Source organism: Nocardiopsis sp. NPDC101807 (assembly GCF_044766605.1).
Classification (GTDB): Bacteria; Actinomycetota; Actinomycetes; order Streptosporangiales; family Streptosporangiaceae; genus Nocardiopsis; species Nocardiopsis tropica.
On the sequence record NZ_JBIWMK010000003.1, the window covers coordinates 567,427 to 585,794 of the forward strand.

Annotated in this window: 18 protein-coding genes; 6 read left to right on the top strand and 12 right to left on the bottom strand. The window is 72.3% G+C overall.

Annotation, left to right across the window (positions count from 1 at the left end; all coding sequences use genetic code 11):
• Positions 1–434: 434 nt before the first annotated feature.
• The 6 genes from ACIRPH_RS11880 to ACIRPH_RS11905 all read right to left on the bottom strand — a co-directional run bounded on the left by ACIRPH_RS11880 (position 435) and on the right by ACIRPH_RS11905 (position 8,345).
• The gene (locus tag ACIRPH_RS11880; RefSeq protein ID WP_267945350.1) at positions 435–908 is read right to left on the bottom strand and encodes a bifunctional nuclease family protein; all 474 of its coding nucleotides are present in this window, start codon (positions 906–908) and stop codon (positions 435–437) included.
• A 171-nt stretch (positions 909–1,079) separates the two neighbouring features.
• Entirely contained in the window at positions 1,080–1,622 is a 543-nt protein-coding gene (locus ACIRPH_RS11885) for an FHA domain-containing protein (RefSeq protein WP_267945351.1), read from the bottom strand.
• A 617-nt stretch (positions 1,623–2,239) separates the two neighbouring features.
• Entirely contained in the window at positions 2,240–4,744 is a 2,505-nt protein-coding gene (locus ACIRPH_RS11890) for a sugar phosphate nucleotidyltransferase (protein ID WP_402913314.1), read from the bottom strand.
• A gap of 204 nt (positions 4,745–4,948) precedes the next feature.
• Positions 4,949–5,704 carry a CDP-alcohol phosphatidyltransferase family protein gene (locus tag ACIRPH_RS11895; RefSeq protein ID WP_402913317.1) on the bottom strand — a complete coding sequence of 252 codons (756 nt, stop codon included), beginning with the start codon at positions 5,702–5,704 and terminating at the stop codon, positions 4,949–4,951.
• A 313-nt stretch (positions 5,705–6,017) separates the two neighbouring features.
• A complete protein-coding gene (locus tag ACIRPH_RS11900; RefSeq protein WP_402912828.1) occupies positions 6,018–7,409 on the bottom strand; it encodes a flavin monoamine oxidase family protein in 1,392 nt (463 codons plus the stop codon).
• Positions 7,410–7,520: 111 nt separating this feature from the next.
• Positions 7,521–8,345, bottom strand: coding sequence for a PRC and DUF2382 domain-containing protein (locus tag ACIRPH_RS11905; RefSeq protein WP_402912830.1), 825 nt, complete (start codon positions 8,343–8,345; stop codon positions 7,521–7,523).
• Positions 8,346–8,635: 290 nt separating this feature from the next.
• Between ACIRPH_RS11905 and ACIRPH_RS11910 the strand changes: the two genes are divergently transcribed.
• The gene (locus tag ACIRPH_RS11910) at positions 8,636–9,184 is read left to right on the top strand and encodes a chorismate mutase (protein ID WP_402912833.1); all 549 of its coding nucleotides are present in this window, start codon (positions 8,636–8,638) and stop codon (positions 9,182–9,184) included.
• A gap of 147 nt (positions 9,185–9,331) precedes the next feature.
• On the opposite strand, the gene ACIRPH_RS11915 is transcribed toward ACIRPH_RS11910, so the two are convergent.
• Both ACIRPH_RS11915 and ACIRPH_RS11920 read right to left on the bottom strand, forming a co-directional pair.
• Positions 9,332–9,853 (bottom strand): DUF6309 family protein, encoded by a 522-nt coding sequence (locus ACIRPH_RS11915; protein ID WP_402912836.1) that lies wholly within the window; start codon positions 9,851–9,853, stop codon positions 9,332–9,334.
• Positions 9,854–9,983: 130 nt separating this feature from the next.
• Entirely contained in the window at positions 9,984–11,237 is a 1,254-nt protein-coding gene (locus tag ACIRPH_RS11920) for a right-handed parallel beta-helix repeat-containing protein (RefSeq protein ID WP_402912839.1), read from the bottom strand.
• Between the two features lie 331 nt (positions 11,238–11,568).
• Here ACIRPH_RS11920 and ACIRPH_RS11925 point away from each other — a divergent pair, with 331 nt between their 5' ends.
• Positions 11,569–11,694, top strand: a complete 126-nt coding sequence (locus tag ACIRPH_RS11925) for a hypothetical protein (RefSeq protein WP_402912842.1) — start codon at positions 11,569–11,571, stop codon at positions 11,692–11,694.
• A gap of 133 nt (positions 11,695–11,827) precedes the next feature.
• On the opposite strand, the gene ACIRPH_RS11930 is transcribed toward ACIRPH_RS11925, so the two are convergent.
• Positions 11,828–13,009 carry an amidohydrolase gene (locus tag ACIRPH_RS11930; protein WP_402912845.1) on the bottom strand — a complete coding sequence of 394 codons (1,182 nt, stop codon included), beginning with the start codon at positions 13,007–13,009 and terminating at the stop codon, positions 11,828–11,830.
• Between the two features lie 331 nt (positions 13,010–13,340).
• On the opposite strand from ACIRPH_RS11930, the gene ACIRPH_RS11935 reads away from it, so the two are divergent.
• From ACIRPH_RS11935 to ACIRPH_RS11950, 4 genes are all read left to right on the top strand, one after another.
• Positions 13,341–13,502: a hypothetical protein gene (locus ACIRPH_RS11935; RefSeq protein WP_402912847.1), complete on the top strand. Its 162-nt coding sequence runs from the start codon at positions 13,341–13,343 to the stop codon at positions 13,500–13,502.
• Positions 13,503–13,593: 91 nt separating this feature from the next.
• Complete coding sequence (locus tag ACIRPH_RS11940) at positions 13,594–13,812, top strand: hypothetical protein (RefSeq protein WP_402912850.1); 219 nt, start codon at positions 13,594–13,596, stop codon at positions 13,810–13,812.
• Positions 13,809–14,369, top strand: coding sequence for a DUF6879 family protein (locus tag ACIRPH_RS11945; RefSeq protein ID WP_402912853.1), 561 nt, complete (start codon positions 13,809–13,811; stop codon positions 14,367–14,369). The genes ACIRPH_RS11940 and ACIRPH_RS11945 overlap by 4 nt, the downstream gene beginning before the upstream one ends.
• A complete protein-coding gene (locus ACIRPH_RS11950; protein WP_402912856.1) occupies positions 14,366–16,489 on the top strand; it encodes an ATP-binding protein in 2,124 nt (707 codons plus the stop codon). The genes ACIRPH_RS11945 and ACIRPH_RS11950 overlap by 4 nt, the downstream gene beginning before the upstream one ends.
• Positions 16,490–16,510: 21 nt before the next feature.
• Here the strand turns inward: ACIRPH_RS11950 and ACIRPH_RS11955 are convergent, their stop codons facing one another.
• From ACIRPH_RS11955 to ACIRPH_RS11965, 3 genes are all read right to left on the bottom strand, one after another.
• Positions 16,511–16,984 carry an SRPBCC domain-containing protein gene (locus ACIRPH_RS11955; protein ID WP_402912858.1) on the bottom strand — a complete coding sequence of 158 codons (474 nt, stop codon included), beginning with the start codon at positions 16,982–16,984 and terminating at the stop codon, positions 16,511–16,513.
• A 182-nt stretch (positions 16,985–17,166) separates the two neighbouring features.
• The gene (gene thyX, locus ACIRPH_RS11960; RefSeq protein WP_344180732.1) at positions 17,167–17,964 is read right to left on the bottom strand and encodes an FAD-dependent thymidylate synthase; all 798 of its coding nucleotides are present in this window, start codon (positions 17,962–17,964) and stop codon (positions 17,167–17,169) included.
• 252 nt (positions 17,965–18,216) lie between these two features.
• Positions 18,217–18,357: a GPGG-motif small membrane protein gene (locus ACIRPH_RS11965; protein ID WP_402912862.1), complete on the bottom strand. Its 141-nt coding sequence runs from the start codon at positions 18,355–18,357 to the stop codon at positions 18,217–18,219.
• Positions 18,358–18,368: the final 11 nt, after the last annotated feature.

Consider the following 18,368-nt stretch of genomic DNA (forward strand, 5'->3'; position numbering starts at 1 on the left):
CGCGCCACCACGTCCTCTTCGCACAGTAGGCCCTGCTGCCCCGCTAGCCGCAGCGCGGACCGCCTGTCATGGGGATTCCGCTTGCCGCTCGCTACCGCCACGCCGACCTCCGGCTTCTCGTCCCACGGCGGCCTCGACAGGGGATATCCACTCAGGGGATGGGTGCGCCGCGGGTTCCACTGCACTGACGGTAGGACTACCGACCGGCAGCGTCAACGACAGGGCCCGGCGCGTCGCCAAGTGCGCGCGCCGTCGGTGCCCCGGGGCCCGCCCGGCGGCGCCCTGTGCGCCTCCACGGGTTTCGGCCCTGACCGCCACGGTCACTCCCCCAGCCCAATCTATCACCGGCACGTCGGACGAAGCCGCAGGTCGCAGCTGTGTCCCTTCTACTCCCACGCTGGTGGGGCCCTCGCCGCACGGACCCCCGCAGCGGTCTATTCGGCCTTCCTGCCGAAGTCCTCGGGCGAGATGTTGTCCAGGAACTCCCGGAACGCCTCGACCTGGTCCTCCTGCTCGTCCGGGATGGGCATCCCGGCCTCGGCGATCACGTCCTCGTGGGCGTAGATCGGCGCGCCCGTGCGTAAGGCGAGGGCGATGGAGTCGGAGGGGCGGGCGCTGACCTCCACGCCGTTGCTGAAGACCAGCTCGGCGTAGAAGATGCCGTCGCTGAGACCGGTGATGTTCACCGTGGTGAGGCCGGTGTCCAGGGCGTCCAGGACGTCCCTGAACAGGTCGTGGGTGAGCGGCCTGGCCGGCGCGACGCCCTGTTGCGCCAGCGCGATCGCGGTCGCCTCCACGCCGCCGATCCAGATCGGCAGGTAGCGGTCCCCCTCGGATTCCTTGAGCAGGACTATCGGCTGGTTCGAGGGCATCTCGACCCGGACGCCGACAACCTCCATGTGCTTCACAGCGGCTCCGTCCCACGCGTCGTCATACCGGATGGGCGCTCGTCACCTGACCGCCGTCGGATTCAGGACCCGAAGGCGAAATCGGCACCCTTCGTTACAAAGCTCTCCGGCGGCGGGGGGCCGCAAACCTCATCGGCCCGCCCGCCGCCGTCGTCCGTGGTCAGCGGCCCCTCAACGGCGAGGCTTGGTCAGCAGAACCATGCGGAACTTGCCGATCTGGATCTCGTCCCCGCCACCGAGTTGGGCCTCGTCGACCGGCTCACGGTTGACGTAGGTGCCGTTGAGGCTGCCCACGTCGCGGACGCCGAACCCGTCGCCGCGGCGGAAGAACTCCACGTGGCGTCGGGACACGGTGACGTCGTCAAGGAAGATGTCACTGTTGGGGTGCCGTCCGGCGGTGGTCACGTCGCTGTCCAGCAGGAAGCGGCTTCCTGCGTTGGGGCCACGCCTGACCACGAGCAGCGCCGTGCCCGGAGGCAGGGCGTCGGCGTTGGCGGGGTCGTCACCGCCCAGCTCGTCGCCGGACTCCTCCTCCTCCAGGGCCTGTATCCCCGAGATGGAGATGGTGGACGTGACGTCTCCGGCGGCGTCCCCACCCGAACCGGGTCGGGGGCCCTGCTGTTCGGCCCTGCGGACGGGGGTTCCACAGTGGGAGCAGAAACGGGCATCATCCGCAACGGCGTGACCGCACTGCGTGCAGTAAACGCTCGACATAGGTCGGCTCGGCCTCCTACCGCACGGGGCGGTGCTTGATTCGGCTGATCGGTGACACGTCCCGGGTCCCGCGCGGACACCTGGTCCGCACGTCGCCCGGCACGTGGTGAGGCGGTTCGCTGTCGCGGCAGCGGTGCGCCCCACACGGTCGGTCGCTAGGTCTCATCCCCCGTGTCGTACTCCTCGTCACCCCCGGTCAGGGTGTCCGCCGTTGCCGGGATACCCGGCCCGGTGGGCGACGCGGCGCTCCAGGGAACACTCGACTTTAAACCATATCCCTGTCCAGGAAGGGTTTCGCTCCTCCTCGGCCTGCCGTAGGCCCCCGGCCGCTCGTGCGGCGCGGGGATCGGTGGACCCGGCGCCCGGGGCGCCGCCTCCACCGGTGGCCGGCCTCGGGACAGTGAAACACCTGTCCTGATGCTGATGCTCGTCCGAGGGGTTTGGTTCTCGTTGAACCCCCACGGATTCGCCTTGCCGTCATCGGACGGCCTCGACCTGGTGGTATGTCCACTTTATCCCTCAAAAGCGCGTTCGGGGCGGCTCGGAGGGCCGCGGCCGCCCCGGACGCGACGCGCGGGCGGGGGCGGGGGACCGCCCTCGCCCGCGCGCCGCACAGGTCAGCCCTCGGCCCGTTCGACCACGGCCGCCCACTCGTCCAGCAGGCGGTGAGCGGTGTCGGAGTCGGGACCTTCGGCCCAAAGATGGGTCACGGCCTCGGCCGTGTCGGGGAGGACGAGCGCCCAGCTGCCGTCGGCCTCCAGGACGCGGACGCCGTCCGTGGTGTCCAGCCGGCGGTCCCCAGCCGCCTCCACGACGGCGCGCATGACGCTCCCCTTGACCGCCCAGGGGGTGGGCACCGAACGGCGCAGGAGGTGCGCCTGGGGGATCGCCCGGTCGATCTGGCTCAGCGAGCGGCGGTCCCTGGCCACCAGTCCCAGCAGCCGGACGAACGCGGCGATGCCGTCACTGGTCGGGCTGAACTCGGGGACGACGAAACCGCCCCGGCCGTCCCCGGCCAGGACGACGTCCTCGCCCCCGCTCTGGACCGCCTTGGTGAGTTCGCCCGTGGCGGTGGCGGTCCAGTGCACCTCGACCCCGTGCGCGGCCGCCACCGTCTCGGCGACCCGGGTCGTGGTGACGGGAAGCGCCACACGGCCTCCCCCGCGCTCGGCGCAGACCAGCTCCAGGACGACCAGCAGGGCGCGGTCGTTGTCGACCAGCTCGCCGTTGCCGTCCACGATGGCCAGCCGTTCGGCCACGGGATCGAAGCGCACCCCGAAATCGGCTCCCGAGCCCGAGACGAGCTCGCCCAGGCGCTCCAGGTCGCGGTTCTGCTTGGCGACGGTGTCGGTGGGCGAGGCCTCGTCGAGCCGGTTGTTGACCGTGAGGACGTCCACGCCGATCCGCCCCAGCAGGGAGGGGAGGATGAGCGCGCCGCTGCCGCCCGCGCAGTCGACGACCACCTTGAGCCCGGCCTCGGCGACCCCCGAGGTGTCGACCGAGCGCAGCAGGTCGTGCGAGTAGTTCTCGACGCCGCGCGAGGGGAAGGTCAGCTCCCCGATCTCCCCGGGGAAGGCCCTGCGGTACTCGGCGCGGGAGAAGACCCGGTCGAGCTTGCGCTGGGCCGCCGGCGACAGGTCGGCCCCGCCCCCGTCCAGGAAGAGGATGTCCACCGACTCCGGGTCGCCCGGGGTGGTGCGCAGCGTGATGCCTCCGCTGACCCCGCTCTGGGAGGTGTGGAAGCGCGCCACGGGCAGCGGCACCACCTCCAGGTCGCGCACGTCGATGGCGGCGGCCGTGAGCGCGCTGATCACCGCGCGCTTGAGCGTCCGGGCGGCCCGGGACACGTCACGGGACGTGGTGACGAGCGCGCCCTTCTTCAGGGTGGTGGCGTAGGCGTTGGCCAGGCGCACCGCCAGCTCGGGGGTGATCTCGACGTTGATCAGCCCGGACACGCCGCGGGGGCCGAACAGCGAGCGCTGCCCGCGCGACTCCCAGATGACGTTGGTGCTGACGACCGCGCCGGCCTCGATGGTCTTGAAGGGGTAGACCTTGACGTCGGCGTTGACGTAGGCCTCGGACTCGATGACGCAGTCCTCGCCGACGATCGCCCCCTCCTCGATCCGGGCTGCGGCCATGACGTCGGTGTTCTTGCCGACGACGCAGCCGCGCAGGTTGGCGCCCCGGCCGATGAAGACGTTGTCGTGCAGGACCGTGCGGTGGCAGAAGGCCTCGGAGCGCACCACGGTGTTGCTGCCGACCACGGTGAACTCGCGCAGCTCCGCGCCCGCCTCGACCTTGGCGTAGTCGCCGATGTAGAGCGGACCCTTGAGGATCGCGCGGGGGTCGACCTCCGCCCCCTCGCCGACCCATACCCCGGGGGAGACCTCGAAGCCGTCGATGTCGACGTCCACCTTGCCGGACAGCACGTCGGCCTGGGCGCTCAGGTAGCTCTCGTGTGTGCCCACGTCCTCCCAGTAGCCGTCGGCGATGTAGCCGTAGAGGGGCTCTCCCTCCTCCAGGAGCTCGGGGAAGACGTCGCCCGACCAGTCGACCACCTCCCCCTCGGCGACCCGGTCCAGGACGTCCGGCTCCATGATGTAGATGCCGGTGTTGACGGTGTCGGAGAAGACCTGGCCCCAGGTGGGCTTCTCCAGGAAGCGCTGGATCCGGCCCTGCTCGTCGACGATGATGATGCCGAACTCCAGCGGGTTGGGGACCCGCTTGAGCGCGATGGTCACCTTGGCGCCGCTCTCCTTGTGGAAGCGCACCATGTCGGTGAGGTCGATGTCGGTGAGCGCGTCGCCGGAGATGACGATGAACGGCTCCCCGCGCAGGTGCTCCTCCGCGTTCTTGACGCTGCCCGCGGTGCCGAGGGGGACCTCCTCGGCGACGTAGTGGAGCTTCATCCCGAGCTCCTCGCCGTCCCCGAAGTAGTTGCGGATGAGGGTGGCCAGGAACTGGACGGTGACCACGGTCTCGGTGAAACCGTGCTTGCGCAGCAGGCGGAGCACGTGCTCCATGATGGGCTTGTTGACCACCGGAAGCAGGGGTTTGGGCTGGTTGGCGGTCATGGGCCGGAGGCGGGTCCCCTCGCCGCCGGCCATGACGACGGCCTTCATCGGAGGCGCCTGAAAAGCGCTCTCCGGGGTTTCCTCGTGGGTGCTCATCGTCGGTTCCTCCGTAGGACGGTGCCGTGGGAGGACGCGGCGGGGGACGGGTTCTCGGAGCGCGCGCCGTGGCGCGCGGTGGGACATGTTCTCATGACGGAGACGACACTCCCTTTCGATCCGACAGGACTCGCGGTGAGCCGGTCCGTCGGTGGATCAGGGTCCGGTCCGTCCCTGATCCGGGCGGCTCGGCCGGTCCGAGCCTTCGGATACCGCTCCAGGATCGCCGTCAGCGGTCGCCGATGTGGCTGGATCGGGTCGATCCGTGTCGTGGCCGCGGACGTGGTCACTGTCCCCGGCGACCGGTCGGTCCCCGTGGCGATCAGCGCTTTCGTCGCGGCGGGTCTGGGCCATCAGGCGCAGGCCCTGTACGGCGTAGAGCAGTCCGGCCCACCAGTAGAGAGCAGTTCCCCAGAGCGCGAAGGCCCAACCTATAATTCTCGCCACATCCGCCACGGTGGACTCGTAGCCCGCGATGAACAGCAGGGGGAACGAGTAGAGGAGGCACAGCGTGGCGGCCTTCCCGGCGAAGTTCACCGGGAGGGGCCCGTAGCCGAAGTGGCGCAGGAGCGGCAGCGCGCCGAGGATGAGGACGTCGCGCAGGACGAGGATGGCCATCAGCCACCACGGGACGATGTCCCGGATCACCAGGCCGAGCAGCGCGGCGAAGATGTAGAGCCGGTCGGCGAGCGGGTCGAGGACCGTGCCCAGTCGCGAGGTCTGGTTCCAGGCGCGGGCGATCTTGCCGTCGAGCCAGTCGCTGAGCCCGGCGAAGCCGAGCACCAGCAGCGCCCACCAGTCGGCCTGGGGGACCAGGACGAGCCAGAGGAACAGCGGCACGCCCAACAGCCGGAGCATGCTCAGCAGGTTGGGAACCGTCCAGATGCGGTCACTGACCGCCGGGCTGGCCACATCGCCCCCCGCCTCGAGTCTGCCATCTTCCGCGGATCGCCCCATGGCGCCCACGATAACGGGCGGGTGGGTCGTTTCCCGCCATGACGGGGGCCGAGGGCCCCGACGTGGCCCGAGGGACGATCGCCCGCCAATCGTACCGTGTACGTTTTGGGCCTTTCACCAGCGCAGTGTCTGTTTCGGAAAGCACGGACGCGTACCCGGCCGCGGCGCGCTCCGTTCCACCGGTTCCAACGAAGGGGCCTCCCCCGGCGTTCCCGGCCGCGCCGGGCGTCGTCCGGCGCGGCCGCTCCCCCGCACACCGCGGGAACCGCTAGAGCGTGAGGACCCGGTCGGCCGCGCGGCGGCCCGACAGCAGGGCGCCGTGCACCGTGGCGGTGTGCTCGATCTCGGTCGCCTCCCCCGCGAAGAACAGGCTGTCCCCCACCGGGTTCCCGAGCGCCACCCGGTCCGCGTCGCCCGAGCCGACGGCCGTGTAGGAGAAGGCGCCCCGCGCGAACGGGTCGTCCCCCCAGTGGGTCACGAGGTGGTCCACCGGGTCCGGCGCCTTGCGGAACATGCCGCGCAGGGTGGCCATCGCGTGCTCGACCACCTCGCCGTCCTCCTTGCCCTCCAGGAACCTGGCCGCGTTGCCGCCGTTGCGGCTGACCAGGACCGGCGCCCCGAGGACCCGCTGGCCCGCGTACCAGTGGAACCAGGTGCCCTCCTCCGCGCCCAGGTGGACGATGACCTCCGCGTCGCCCCAGAACACCTCGTCGAAGCGCAGGAACAGCTTCTCCAGGCTGCCGTTGCCCAGGCGCTCGACGGCGTCCCGCTTCTCCTCGGACAGCGGGGGGTCGAACTCGACCTGCCCCGCCTTGAGGACGCCCAGCGGCACGGTGACCAGGACACGGTCGGCCGTCAGGGTCTCCTCCCCCTCGGGGGTGTCGACCCGCACCCGCGCGCCGTCGCCGCCGTGGCCCACCGACAGCACGGCGTGCTCCAGGCGCACGTCCAGACCGCGCGCCAGGTGGTCGGTGATCTGCGCCATCCCGTCGGGGAAGACCACGTCGTCACCGCTGAACTCGTGACGGGCGGCGACCGCGGAGAAGGCGATCTCCTCCGCGTCCGCGCCGTGGTCGCTCTCGGCGATGCGGTGCACGATCTCGTCGGCGTCGCGGGCGCGGGCGCGTACCAGGTTGGCGTCGTAGAGGGCCTGCTTGATGCCCTCCTCCATCGACTCCCGGGGGTTGGCGCCCACGGTCCCCCAGTACATGTGCTCCTGGAGGAGGTGGACGTCCTCCATGTTGCGGCGGTGGCGGTCGAAGAGCAGCCTCCGCCCCTTGGGGTCGTAGGCGGTCTCGGTGGACCTGTTGAACACGGCGGTGCGCAGACCGATCTCGTTGACCAGGTCGGCGAGGGGGTTGTTCTCCTCGCCCCGCATCCAGGAGGCCCCCACGTCCAGTGTCGTGGAACCGCCCCAGCCGCGCACGGAGTGGATGCGCCCGCCGGTGCGGTCGCGGCCCTCCAGGACGGTGACGCGCTCCCCCTCCCGCGCCAGACGGTCCGCGGCGGCGAGTCCGGCCATGCCGGCGCCCACCACGATGGTGTGGCCGCGCCCGGGGTCCGCCTCGCGCCCGCGCGGTTCGGCCGGCTCGCGCACGGCCTCCCCCCCGGTGTCCTCCCCCTGCGTGTTCTCCCCGCCCGCGTCACCCGGGTCAGTCATGGAACTCCCCCTCCGTGCCGGTGACCGACACGAGCGACTGTAGGCGGTCCCCGGGCCGCGCCCGGGGACGACACCCCGCCCTCGGTCGGAACCGCTCGGCCCCGGCCCCGGTCAGGAGCCGGAGGGCTCCCCGTCCTCGTCCTCCAGTTCGATCCTCTCCCTGCGGCGCTCGCCCTGGACGTGCTCCTCACGGGTGACGTCGCGCTTGCGGACGTGGACCTCCTCGACGGGCACGCGCTCCTTGGAGACGACCGGCCGCTCCTCGTAGAGCGTGAAGGTCTGCTCCTCCTCGTGCATGTCCCCGGCGTCGTCGGCCCTGGTCTCGTCGGTCACCGGACGGCGCTCCATCTGGAGCTCGTCGTGGTGCAGCGGGACCGCCTCGTCGTACTGCTCGGTCTCCACGTACTTGTGGAGCCTGGCGTGGCCGGCCTCGCGGCGCTCCACACCGATGTCCACACGCTCCTCGGAGCGGACCATGGAGATGTCGTCCGCCTCGGGCCCGTCCGCGTCGCCGGCCACTCCGGCGGTCCCGGCCACTCCGGCGGTCCCGGCGGCGCCGGCCCGGTCCCCCATGGCGTCCGAGGGGGCGCCGCCCGCGCGCTCGCCGGCGGTGGCGTCCACACTGCCGTGGCGTGCGTAGTAGTCGCGGACCAGCCGCTCCTCCTCCGGGGAGATGTGCCTGTCCGCGTCGATGTTCGGGGCGTCCTTCACCGTGGACTTGTCGAAGGGCACCTGGATGTCCTCCTCCTTGGGCCGGGAGCCCTGGAGGGGCACGAGCGTCTCGTTCCGGCCGAACAGGCCGGTCTCGACCGACACCCAGCTCGGCTCGTTCGTCTCGTCATCCAGGTAGACCTGCTTGATCTTGCCGACGTTGTGGCCCTCCTCGTCCAGGACGTGGTGCCCGATGAGATCTCCGGGTGCGCGGTCGCGTGCCATGGTCCCTCCCCTTCTCTGCGGTCCCCCGCCGGAACACCGGGTGCCCCGGCCTCGTACGACCTCACCCCTACCCCTCGTGGCCTGCGGGAAGAGCCGTGGAGGGGAGCCGCTAACGGGCCGAGGCCGAGAATTGAGCAGAAGTTTTTCCCGGCCTCCCGCCCTTGACGCGCGCAAGGGGCGCCGTTGTCCCCCATGGACTTTCGAGCGCGGACCGTCACCCACGGCGCATGAACGAACACGAAAGGATACACTCCGGGGGTCCCCGCCCGCACCGTCCGAGGGAATCCGCCGTGCGCGCAGCCGTGGCCGTCCCGCTGGCCGTCCTGTCGCTCCTCTGCCCCGCCGCCGGCCCCGCCCGAGCCGCGGGACCGGGCGAGCTCGTGGAACTGTCCGCCGACCGGCTCGCGACGGCCCTGCCCGTGGCGGCGGCCAAGTGGCACAGCGGCGACCCGGTCGACTCCCCCGAACGCGAGAGGGAGGTCCTGGCCGCGGCCGGGCGCCACGCGCTGGCGCTCGGGGTGGAGCCGGAGGCCGTCGCGGCGGTGGTCCGCGACCAGATCGAGGCCAACAAGACGGTGCAGCGGAGCCTGCACGCCCGATGGCACGCGGACCCCGGCGGCGGGCCGGGGTCGGAGCCCGACCTCTCCCGGGTCCGGGCCGAGCTGGACCGGCTCACCCCCGAGCTGGTGCGTGCGCTGGCCGACGCCGGCCCCGCCCTGCGCTCCCCGGACTGCGGGGCGGACCTCGCCCGGAGCACCCGGGAGGTCGCGGACGGGCGGGGGCTCGACCGGGTCGGCGCCGCGGCCCTGGCCCGTTCCCTGGCCTCGGTCTGCCCCTGACCCGTGCCCGTCACGGGGCGACGGGGGAGGGGGGCGGCGGCCGGGCCCGCCCCGGGGCTCCGGGAGCGGGGCGCGGGCCGGAGGGACGCACGGGCCGGGGAGGGCGTACGGGGACGCGTCCACGCCGCATGGTCCGGGCCCGGGGACCTACAGGGGACCGGCCACGTAGGCCTCCAGACGGGGTTCGTCCGGCAGACGTCCCGAGAGCGCCCAGGCGAGCATGCGGTGCAGGCCGTCCAGGTGGGTCAGGGCGTCCGTGCGTTCGAGCCTCGCGTAGTAGGGGTGGTCCACGGCCGAGGAGCTCAGGAAGACGGGGCTGGGATCGGCCGCGGCGTGCCAGGCCAGCTTCCCCCAGCAGACCGGGTTGCTCTCGGTGTAGCGGCCCTCCCACGACGAGAGGGTGGCCGCGGCGTCGGCCACGGTCGTCCCCTCGGGGTCGACCAGCACCAACTCGCCGCCCTCCCCCGTGTGCCAGGGCAGGACCGTCGCCAGGACGTCCTGGCGGTCCAGGGCGACCCTGTGCCACGTGCCGCCCAGCTGGCGGGAGGCGAGGTCGAGGATCCCCTCCGCGTACTCGTTGGTGCGCCGGGAGACCTCGTCGCTCACGGGGTGGGTGGCGCGGAAGCGCCGGAGCACGTCGTCGGGGGTGACGGTCGCGATGGTCTTCACGGGCTCGGCTTCCTCCGTTCCGCGCCCGACGGGGGCCGGGCGTCGAGTGCGTAGAAGGATAGACGGCCCCTGGCGCGGCCGGGGCCCGCCGGAGCGCTCCGGCGGGTCCCGGCGTCCTCGCCCACCGGGATCAGCAGGTGTTGTCCCGACTGTTGTCCCAGGTGACGTTGCGGACGACCGTGCCCGTCGCGCACGGGTTCTCGTTGAGCGCGGTGTTCACCAGCCTCAGGTTCTCGAACGTGATGTCCGAGGTGTTGGCGAACTCGGTCCGGGCGGCGATCCGGATGTCGCCGGGGCCGGCGATCGTCCCGCCGTCCTCGGCGACGGTGACGTTGTGGCAGTTCTCGACCAGGACCGCGTTGCTCCCGGTCTGCGCGATGTCGACGCGCTCGATCACCGCGCCCCCGCTCTCGGAGACGCAGAAGATGCCTCGACCGCCTCCCCTGGCGCGCACCTCGCCCACCCGGATGTTGTCCGGGTACCCGTTCCCGATCCGCCCGTTGCGGTTGGCCATGCGGAAGGCGGCGTAGCCGGTGCCCGTTCCGGCGTCCACCGCGTCCACCAGGCCGACGTCGGCGTTGACCGTGTTGTTGAGGAGCAGACCGGAGTACCCGGTGTCGCGGGCGGTGACGGTGCCGATGGTGAGCCCGTCGACGCTGTAGGTCTCCACGCCGTGGTTGTTCGTGCCGGAGACGTAGACGTCGTCGATGGTGATGTCGCGGGTGGTGCGCGCGGCGTCGCTGCCCCGGCTGTCGACGCGTATGCCCAGGCCCGAGGAGAGGCGCAGGTCGATCTGGCCGAGGTGCACCTGCTGGGAGCCCCGCACGAAGACCCCGAAGTAGGGGGCGCCGGTGACCGACAGGTGGGGCACGGAGACGTTCTGGGCGTTGCGCACCCGTACCGGGGCGTGGTCCGCGGCGACCGCGCCGGAGACGTGGAGGGTGCCGCAGACCTCCAGGGAGGTGTGGCTCGGCAGGTCGAGCGAGGCGTTGCCCGGGACGGTGCCCGACTGCCACACCACCACGCGCTCCTGGGAGGAGCGGCCGGGGGTGAGGCTGGCGACGGCCGTGCGCATGGCGGTGAGCATGTCGCCGCCCTCGTAGAGGACGGTGCCGCCGTTGCGCGCGACCCAGGTGGAGCCGAGCAGGTAGGCCTCGGCGTCGAAGCCGCTGTCGCCGCACGCGGCGGCCGCGGTGCTCCGGTCGCCGCCCGCGTTCCGGACGTCGTGGGGCCCGGGTGCGGCAGGCGCCTGGGCGGCCGCGGCGACCGTGCCCAGGGCCAGGCCGGCGGCGAGCGCCGTGTTGAGCAGGAGGCGGCGGGCGCGTCGCCGCGGTCCGGGGGTGCGGGTCCGGCCGCGCCCTCCGGCGGTGGGGGTGGGTGTCATCGGTGCTTCTCCTGTGCGAACTCCGGGACGGCGGCGTCCCGGGAGGGGTGAGCGGGGACAGGGAGCGCTCCCAGGAATCCGGAACCTAACACGGAAAGCGCATTCCGGGTAGCCGTGCAACTACGCTCGGAACACGGGTATGGCCACGGCGACAGGGCTTCTGGCACAATCCGTCCCATGCACGACGACCGGAAGGACCGTGCCGCGTAGGCGGCCGGGAGACGTCCGCTCCGGGGCCCTGCCCCGGGGACGGCGACGGCACACGGCGATCGACGGTCTCCCGGGGCCGGCGTCGGCCGAGATATCTCGGCTCGAACACCGGCGCCCGGAGATGTCCCCGGGACGGACGCGCACCCTGTGGGAGATCTGGCGGCGGTTCGTGCACACGCCGCACCACCGGCTGTGGGAGGAGCGCGACGACAGCTGCGGGGTGTGGGAGTGCTGCGGCGACCCGTAGGAGGCCCGCTCCGAGCCGGCGGCCGTGGCCCACCGCATGACCTCCCGACGCGCGCGTGAGTTCCGCGCCCTCCTCCGGACCCTGGACGACCTCTACTGACGGACGGGGACCGGCGGACCCGGCCGTGCCCGGGTCAGACCAGGCGCCCGTCCCGGGCGACCACGCGCCCCGCACGGACGACCGTCCGGCGCGGGGGGAGGTCCACCACGACCTGCGGCAGGCACTCACCGTCCACCAGCAGGAAGTCGGCGGGAGAGCCCACGGCCAGATCGGCGGCGGGCAGCCCCACCACCTCCGCGCCGGAGTGCGCGGCGGTGAGGTAGGCGTCGGACAGCTCCTCGTCCAGACGCGAGCGCAGCGCCCTGGCCGTCATGTGGGCGCGGTGGAGCATGTCCGCGTCCCCGAAGGGACTCCAGGAGTCGCGGACCCCGTCCGAGCCGACGCCCACGAGGACACCGTGCTCGCGCAGGCGCGCGACGGGCAGGACCCGGGCCGTGTCGGGGGCGACCGTGGTCAGGGAGATCCCGGCGGCGCCGATCCGTGCGGCCAGCCGGTCGAAGTCCTCACCCGCCAGGGCCACGCAGAAGGCGTGGCTGACGGTGACGGAGCCGCCCATGTCGAGGGCGCGGGTGCGCTCGATGACGGCGTCCATGGTGCGCACGCCCAGGTCGCCGTGGTCGTGCAGGTGGATGTCGACGCCGACGCCGTGGCGGTCCGCGATGCCGAAGACCAGGTCGAGCTGGCCGTCGGGGTCCCCGTCGAAGCCCTCCGGGTCGATGCCGCCGACCAGGTCGGCGAGCCCCGTCCTGACGGCCTCCTCCAGAAGGCCATCGGTCCCGGGCGAGCGCCGGACGCCGTGCTGGGGGAAGGCGACGGTCTGGACGTCCAGGGCGTGCCCCAGGTTGCGCGCCGCCCGCCGGACCCCTTCCAGCCCTTCCAGCCCGTAGACGGGCGCGACGTCGGCGTGCGCGCGCACGGCGCGCGTGCCCCGGGTGACGGCGTGGGCCATGAGCCGCTCCGCGCGGACGCCGACCGGCGTGGGCGAGGCCCGGAAGAGCTCGGCGTCCTGGGCCCCGAACTCGGCGATGCCCCGTGCCGGGCTCCGGGAGTGCCATGGCTCGCCCCAGGTCGTCTTGTCGGGGTGGATGTGGGCGTCGACCAGGGTCGGCAGGGCGATCCGCCCTCCGCAGTCGACGACGGCCGCCTCCCCCACGGGTTCCGCGGCCACGGTTCCGTCGACCACGACCAGGTCGACGGGGTCGCCGCCCAGGGGGCGCAGGTCGCGGAAGACCGTCGTACGGGGCTGTTCGTCCATGGTGGGCCTCTCCACACGGGTGCCGGTGCATGCGCCGGGGACCGGCGGGTCCCGGACGCGCGGCGAATGCTACGCCTCCGACAGCGCCGCCCCGCAGGTGGGGCCGGGTGCGGGACTCCCCCGTGGCACGGGCCGTCCGGATGGGCCCCTGAGGAGGAGGCGGATGCGCTTCACTGGAGGAGGGCCCGCCGACCACGGCACGGGACGGGCCTCGTCCCCCGCGGCCGCTCCGGGCGCCGGGCGACCGCGGTCGGACGCGAACGCGCCGGGGACGGCCGTCCCACCCCGTACGTTCGGCCCGTTCGGGTAGGACACATGCAGGAGGGAAGAGATGGACGACGCCGGGGGACGCGCCGATCCGCGTGACACGGCCCAGACGCGTGCCCTGCGCGACGCGCTCGCCGCCGCCGACGTCAAGCGGCTCGTCCGCGCGTCGCGTGAGAACGACGGGGACGAAGTAGAACAGATACGGCGAAGATACGTGGAGGGCTGAGACCGGATGTGGCCGAAAGCCCTACGGCGCAAGGGTTCCGTGTTAGCTTCGAAGGCCTGGGAACGTTCCGCCGGGGCCTGAACGGAGAGCCATGGAACTGGAACTGCTCGCCAAGGACGACAAGTCGGTGAACAAGGGCTGCCCTTCCGTCTACCTGAGCGACACGGGTGACTTCGTCATCCAGGGCGCCGGCCTCGACGACGCCGACTTCGCGAAGCTGGTCGATCCCCTGCCGGGCGAGACCGCGGTCCGCATCTCCCCCGAGATCGTCCTCGCCGCCGTCGAGCGCTTCCGGCGGAGGGACGCGTGACCTCGACAGGTGTCCGCTCTCGGCCTGTGGGCGGGGACGAGTTCGACCGCTTCTTCGACGAATGCCGGTACACGGCGTTCCGGCTGGAGACCCTCCAGGTCTACGACGTGGGCTACGAGAAGGAGGCTTTCCGGCGCTTTCTCGAGGATGGCGAGGTGATCACGTCCGAGTCGCACGATGCCTGGGCGCGCCTCGTCGGCGGAAGCCGACGGTTCAACCGGGTCCACGTGGTCGTCGAACCGCTGACCGACTACCTTCGGTTCGAATCGGTGTGGGGTTACCGCTCCAGCGTGCAAGCGGGCGAGGAGGTCAACATCCTCCCCGTCACCGAGGACACCTGGCCCGAGGGCATCCCCCGGCAGGACTACTGGCTCTTCGACTCCGAACGGCTGGTGCGCATGAACTACGCCCCGGACGGCAGCATGCTCACCCCCGAACTGGTCTGCGACCCGCAGGAGATCGTCCGGGCCAACGCGGTGCGTGACCGGGCACTGCACCGGGCGATCCCCTTCACCGAGTACCAGAGGCGCTTCGACGCCGACATGCGCCCCCTGTGACCGACATCGACGACCACCGGACCGCGAACACCGTGCACGGCAGTCCCGATGTGGCGGTGCAAGCGGGTCTCGTGCACGGCGGCATCCATATCGTCTCCGGGCCCGCCGGACCCGTTCGGGTCCCGCGACAACTACCACTGGCCGCCACAGCGTTCGTGGACCGTACCGCCCATCTCCAACACCTGGACACGCTGGCGGCCGAGGCCGGAGCCGGGGTCCCGGTCGCGGTGCTCGTCGGCCCACCGGGTGTGGGCAAGACCGCTCTGGCCGTCCACTGGGCGCACCGGGCGCGGGGGCGGTTCCCCGACGGCGATCTCTACGCCGGTGTCCACGGGCACGGCCCCGGCCCACGCGCCGAAGCCGGCCAGATCCTCGACACCATCCTGCGTGCTCTCGGCGTCCCACCGGACCGCATCCCCATGGACCTGGACGGACGCGCGGCCCTCTATCGGTCCGAACTCGACGGCAAGCGGCTTCTGGTCGTCATCGACGACGTGCTCGACCCGGCGCAGGTACGCCCCCTCCTTCCGGCGTCACCCGGTTGCATGGTCGTGGTGACCAGCCGCAGCGCGCTGGCCGGGCTCGTCGCGCGCGAAGGGGCCCGGCGTCTCGCGTTGGGCGTCCTTCCCGTAGCCGATTCGGTGAACCTGCTACGCAACACGGTCGGGGTACGGGTGGACTCGGAACCGCGTGCGGCACACGAACTGGCCGAGCACTGCGCACGCCTCCCCCTGGCTCTCCGCGTGGCCGCCGAGCGCCTCATCGCCCGGCCGGACGCGACGCTGAGCGCCCTCGTGAGCGAACTCGCCACCGAGGATTCCCGTCTGGACGCCCTCGCGGAGGAGGACGAGTTGAGTGATCTGCGTGCAGTGATGGCGGCCTCGTACCAGGCCTTGGACGACGACACCTCCCGCTTCTTCCGGCGGCTGGGGCTGCATCCGGGGACGGAGTTCTCCGGCGAGGCCGCTGCCGCACTCGCCGACGCCCCTCTGCCCGAGGCCCGCCGGCGCCTGGACCATCTGACCCGCGCGAACCTGGTCGAACGTCTGCGGGAGAACCGATACCGGCTGCACGACCTGGTGCGGCTCTACGCCATCGAGCGGGTCCGTGCCGAGGAGGAGGCCGGGGCCGTGGGCGAGGCGGTGGGGAGGATCGCGCAGTGGTACACGCACGCCGCCGCCCGGGCACAGCTCGCGGAGCACCCCGAATTCCCCGCCGTGCCGGGAGCGGGGCAGGGCCACGAACTTCCCGCACTCGGCTCGGTGCGCGACGCCCTGGAGTGGTTCGAGACCGAGCGAACGAACCTGGTCGCCGTTGTGGGCACCGCTCTGGAACACGGCCACCACGACACCGCCTGGCGACTGCCCGCGACCGTTTACGGGCTGTTCGAACTGCGCCGGTACTGGCACGAGTGGCGTGACCTCCACACCGTCGGCCTGCGGGCGGCCGAGAACGCGGGCGACGCCTTCGGGACGGCCCGCAACCACCTGGGGATGGGCGACGCCCAATGGCTGCTCGGCGACCTCGACGCGGCCGTGCGCCACTACCGGGCTGCCCTGGCCTCCAACCGCGAGGCCGGCGACCCGTGGGTGGAGGGGTTCGCTCTGCGTCAGCTCGGTGTGGTGGCCTGGCAGCGCGGGGAGCGCGACGGCCAGGCCGTGGAGACCGTCGAACGGGCCATCGAAGTCTTTCGCGAGGCAGGGGAGCGGCGAGGAGAGGCCATGGGGCTGCTCAGCCTGGCCGACTTCCGCGCGGACCTCGGCGGGCTCGACACCGCACTGGGACACTGCCGGGCCGCGATGCGGATGTTCGAGGACATCGGCGACGTGTGGAGCACGGCGTGGGCACGCTGCACGCTGGGGCGGATCCTCACCGGTTCGGCGCGGGCCGGGGACGCGGTGGCGGAGTACTTGTCGTCGATCCAGGTCTTCGAGGAACGCGACGACCGGGACAGCCGGGCGATGGCGCTGATCGGGCTGGCGCAGGCCCGCGTCGCCCTCGGTGACGGGGAGGGCGCCCGGGAGGCGCTGGAGGCCGCCCTGGACTACCTGCGCGACCACGGCGACCCCCGGGCCGAAAAGGTGCAGGAGCAGCTGGGCCGACTGGCCGCCGACGGCTGAGGCGTACGCGCCGACGGGCGGTCAGGCCTCGACGTGGGCCGCGAGGTTGGCCAGGGACGAGGCCAGGCCGTCCTCGTGGTCGGCCTGCGAGATGCCCCGGGGCACATCGACCGCCTCGACCGTCACCTCGGTGCCCTCCCCCGTCTCGGCCAGCCGCCAGGTCATCGTCATCGTCCCGGCGAACGCGGGGTCCTCGGACTCGAAGGCGACGCGCTGCACGATCCGCTCCCCCGGGACCAGCTCGGCGAAGCCGACCTCGGTGACGTCGCTGGCATCGGAGGACTTGCCGTGTCCGGCGGCCGGGTCGAGATAGGTCAGCACCATGCGGAAGCCTCCGCCGGCCCACGGCTCGAAGCGTTCCATCCGGCCGGTCATCCCCTCCGGCGGCAGCCACGCCTCGAGGGAGCCCGGATCGGTCATGGCGCGGTAGACCGCGGCGGCGGACGCCCGCACCGTTCTGGCCCCCCGGTCGGTACGCGGTTCCTCGCCGCCCATGCCACGGTCCTTCCACTCGGGTGCTCCGTGCCCACGAACCTAGCGGACGCGGTCCCCCGGCGCGGCGCGGGGACGCGGTGTCGCACCCCCGTGCGAATGGCCCGCCGGCCCCGGGTCGGGCCGGGGCCGGCGGGCCGTGTGCCGACGCGGGACCGGACCCACCGGTCGCGCGCGGAAAGGGGTCAGACCTTGCGCCACCGCGGCACCCACGCGCCGTCCTCGACCTCGTAGTCGCCGAAGAGCGCGGGGGCCTCCTTCTTGAGGGTCTCGCCGATCAGGTGGAAGAGCAGGCGGATCTCCTCCTCGGCGCCCGGGGCGGTGCGCGCCTCCAGCGTGTGGCGCAGGGTGCGCACGTTCGCGGTCCACACCAGGCCGGTGGCGACGCCCTCGGGGGCGAAGCGGCGCATGAAGGACGTCTTGTGCTTCTTCTCCGCGAACTTGACGCCGTCGTCGTCCAGGCCGAAGTGGTCGGCCATCCAGAGCTGGAACTCCTCCATCTGCTGGAGCATGGCCGTGGCCCGCTCCATCAGCTCCGGGTCCTCCTCCGCCCAGTCCGGGAACCAGAAGGGCAGGTCGCTCAGGCGCACGAAGCGCAGCGACTCCTGCGAGACGGCGACGCCGGGACGGTGCCGGATCAGCTCGTGGGTGAGCACCCGGGACACGTTGTGCAGGACGAAGCTGAAGCTGACGTGCTCCAGGACCGAGCCGTGCAGGCTGGCCAGGATGTTGCCGAGGTACTGGTCCTGGTCGGTGCGCACGCGCGTGACGTTCGGGTTGAGGCCCGGCTCCCAGGAGCGGTAGCACAGGCGCCCGGCGAACTCGGCGAGGTTCTGCGGATCGTTGAGGTGCGCGTCGAGCTCGCCGCGGTCGAACCGCTCGATCCACGCCTCACCGCCGACCTCCTTGAGGTAGTCGGTGATCGCGTCGTAGTCGACCTGCGGACGCGCGACCAGACGAACCTGCGGCTCGACCCTCTTCACAGCACTGCCTCCCGTTCGGTGGGCCCCGCCTCCGGGCACGCTTGAACGCCGTGACCAGGGGTTCCGGGGGCACGGGGGCGTGTGTGGGGGCGGGGCCGATTAGCCTCACCCGAGGGTACACGTCCGGGGACGGGAGAGGGCCGGGTGTCCTCCCTGGCGATGCGCCCGGGAGGACACCCGGCCCTCGGACCGGTATCGGTGTTGTCGGCGTGGTGGAGGTTCCCCGCTCGGCGGCGGGCCTGCCTTCACCGGCTAGAGGCCGTAGAAGGTACCGGGGGCCAGAACCAGCCCGACGACGATGGAGATGATGCCCCAGAGGAGCTGCCCCCGCAGCACTCCGAGAACACCGGCGACGATGAGGATGACTCCGAGGATCGTTAGCAAAATACCCATACACAACCACT

Bases quoted from the DNA above. Each gene is read 5' to 3' on its own strand.
- ACIRPH_RS11885 (WP_267945351.1), bottom strand. From the start codon at position 1,622: ATGTCGAGCGTTTACTGCACGCAGTGCGGTCACGCCGTTGCGGATGAT.
- ACIRPH_RS11890 (WP_402913314.1), bottom strand. From the start codon at position 4,744: ATGAAGGCCGTCGTCATGGCCGGCGGCGAGGGGACCCGCCTCCGGCCC.
- ACIRPH_RS11900 (WP_402912828.1), bottom strand. From the start codon at position 7,409: ATGACTGACCCGGGTGACGCGGGCGGGGAGAACACGCAGGGGGAGGAC.
- ACIRPH_RS11905 (WP_402912830.1), bottom strand. From the start codon at position 8,345: ATGGCACGCGACCGCGCACCCGGAGATCTCATCGGGCACCACGTCCTG.
- ACIRPH_RS11920 (WP_402912839.1), bottom strand. From the start codon at position 11,237: ATGACACCCACCCCCACCGCCGGAGGGCGCGGCCGGACCCGCACCCCC.
- ACIRPH_RS11925 (WP_402912842.1), top strand. From the start codon at position 11,569: ATGTCCCCGGGACGGACGCGCACCCTGTGGGAGATCTGGCGGCGGTTC.
- ACIRPH_RS11930 (WP_402912845.1), bottom strand. From the start codon at position 13,009: ATGGACGAACAGCCCCGTACGACGGTCTTCCGCGACCTGCGCCCCCTG.
- ACIRPH_RS11935 (WP_402912847.1), top strand. From the start codon at position 13,341: ATGGACGACGCCGGGGGACGCGCCGATCCGCGTGACACGGCCCAGACG.
- ACIRPH_RS11940 (WP_402912850.1), top strand. From the start codon at position 13,594: ATGGAACTGGAACTGCTCGCCAAGGACGACAAGTCGGTGAACAAGGGC.
- ACIRPH_RS11955 (WP_402912858.1), bottom strand. From the start codon at position 16,984: ATGGGCGGCGAGGAACCGCGTACCGACCGGGGGGCCAGAACGGTGCGG.
- ACIRPH_RS11965 (WP_402912862.1), bottom strand. From the start codon at position 18,357: ATGGGTATTTTGCTAACGATCCTCGGAGTCATCCTCATCGTCGCCGGT.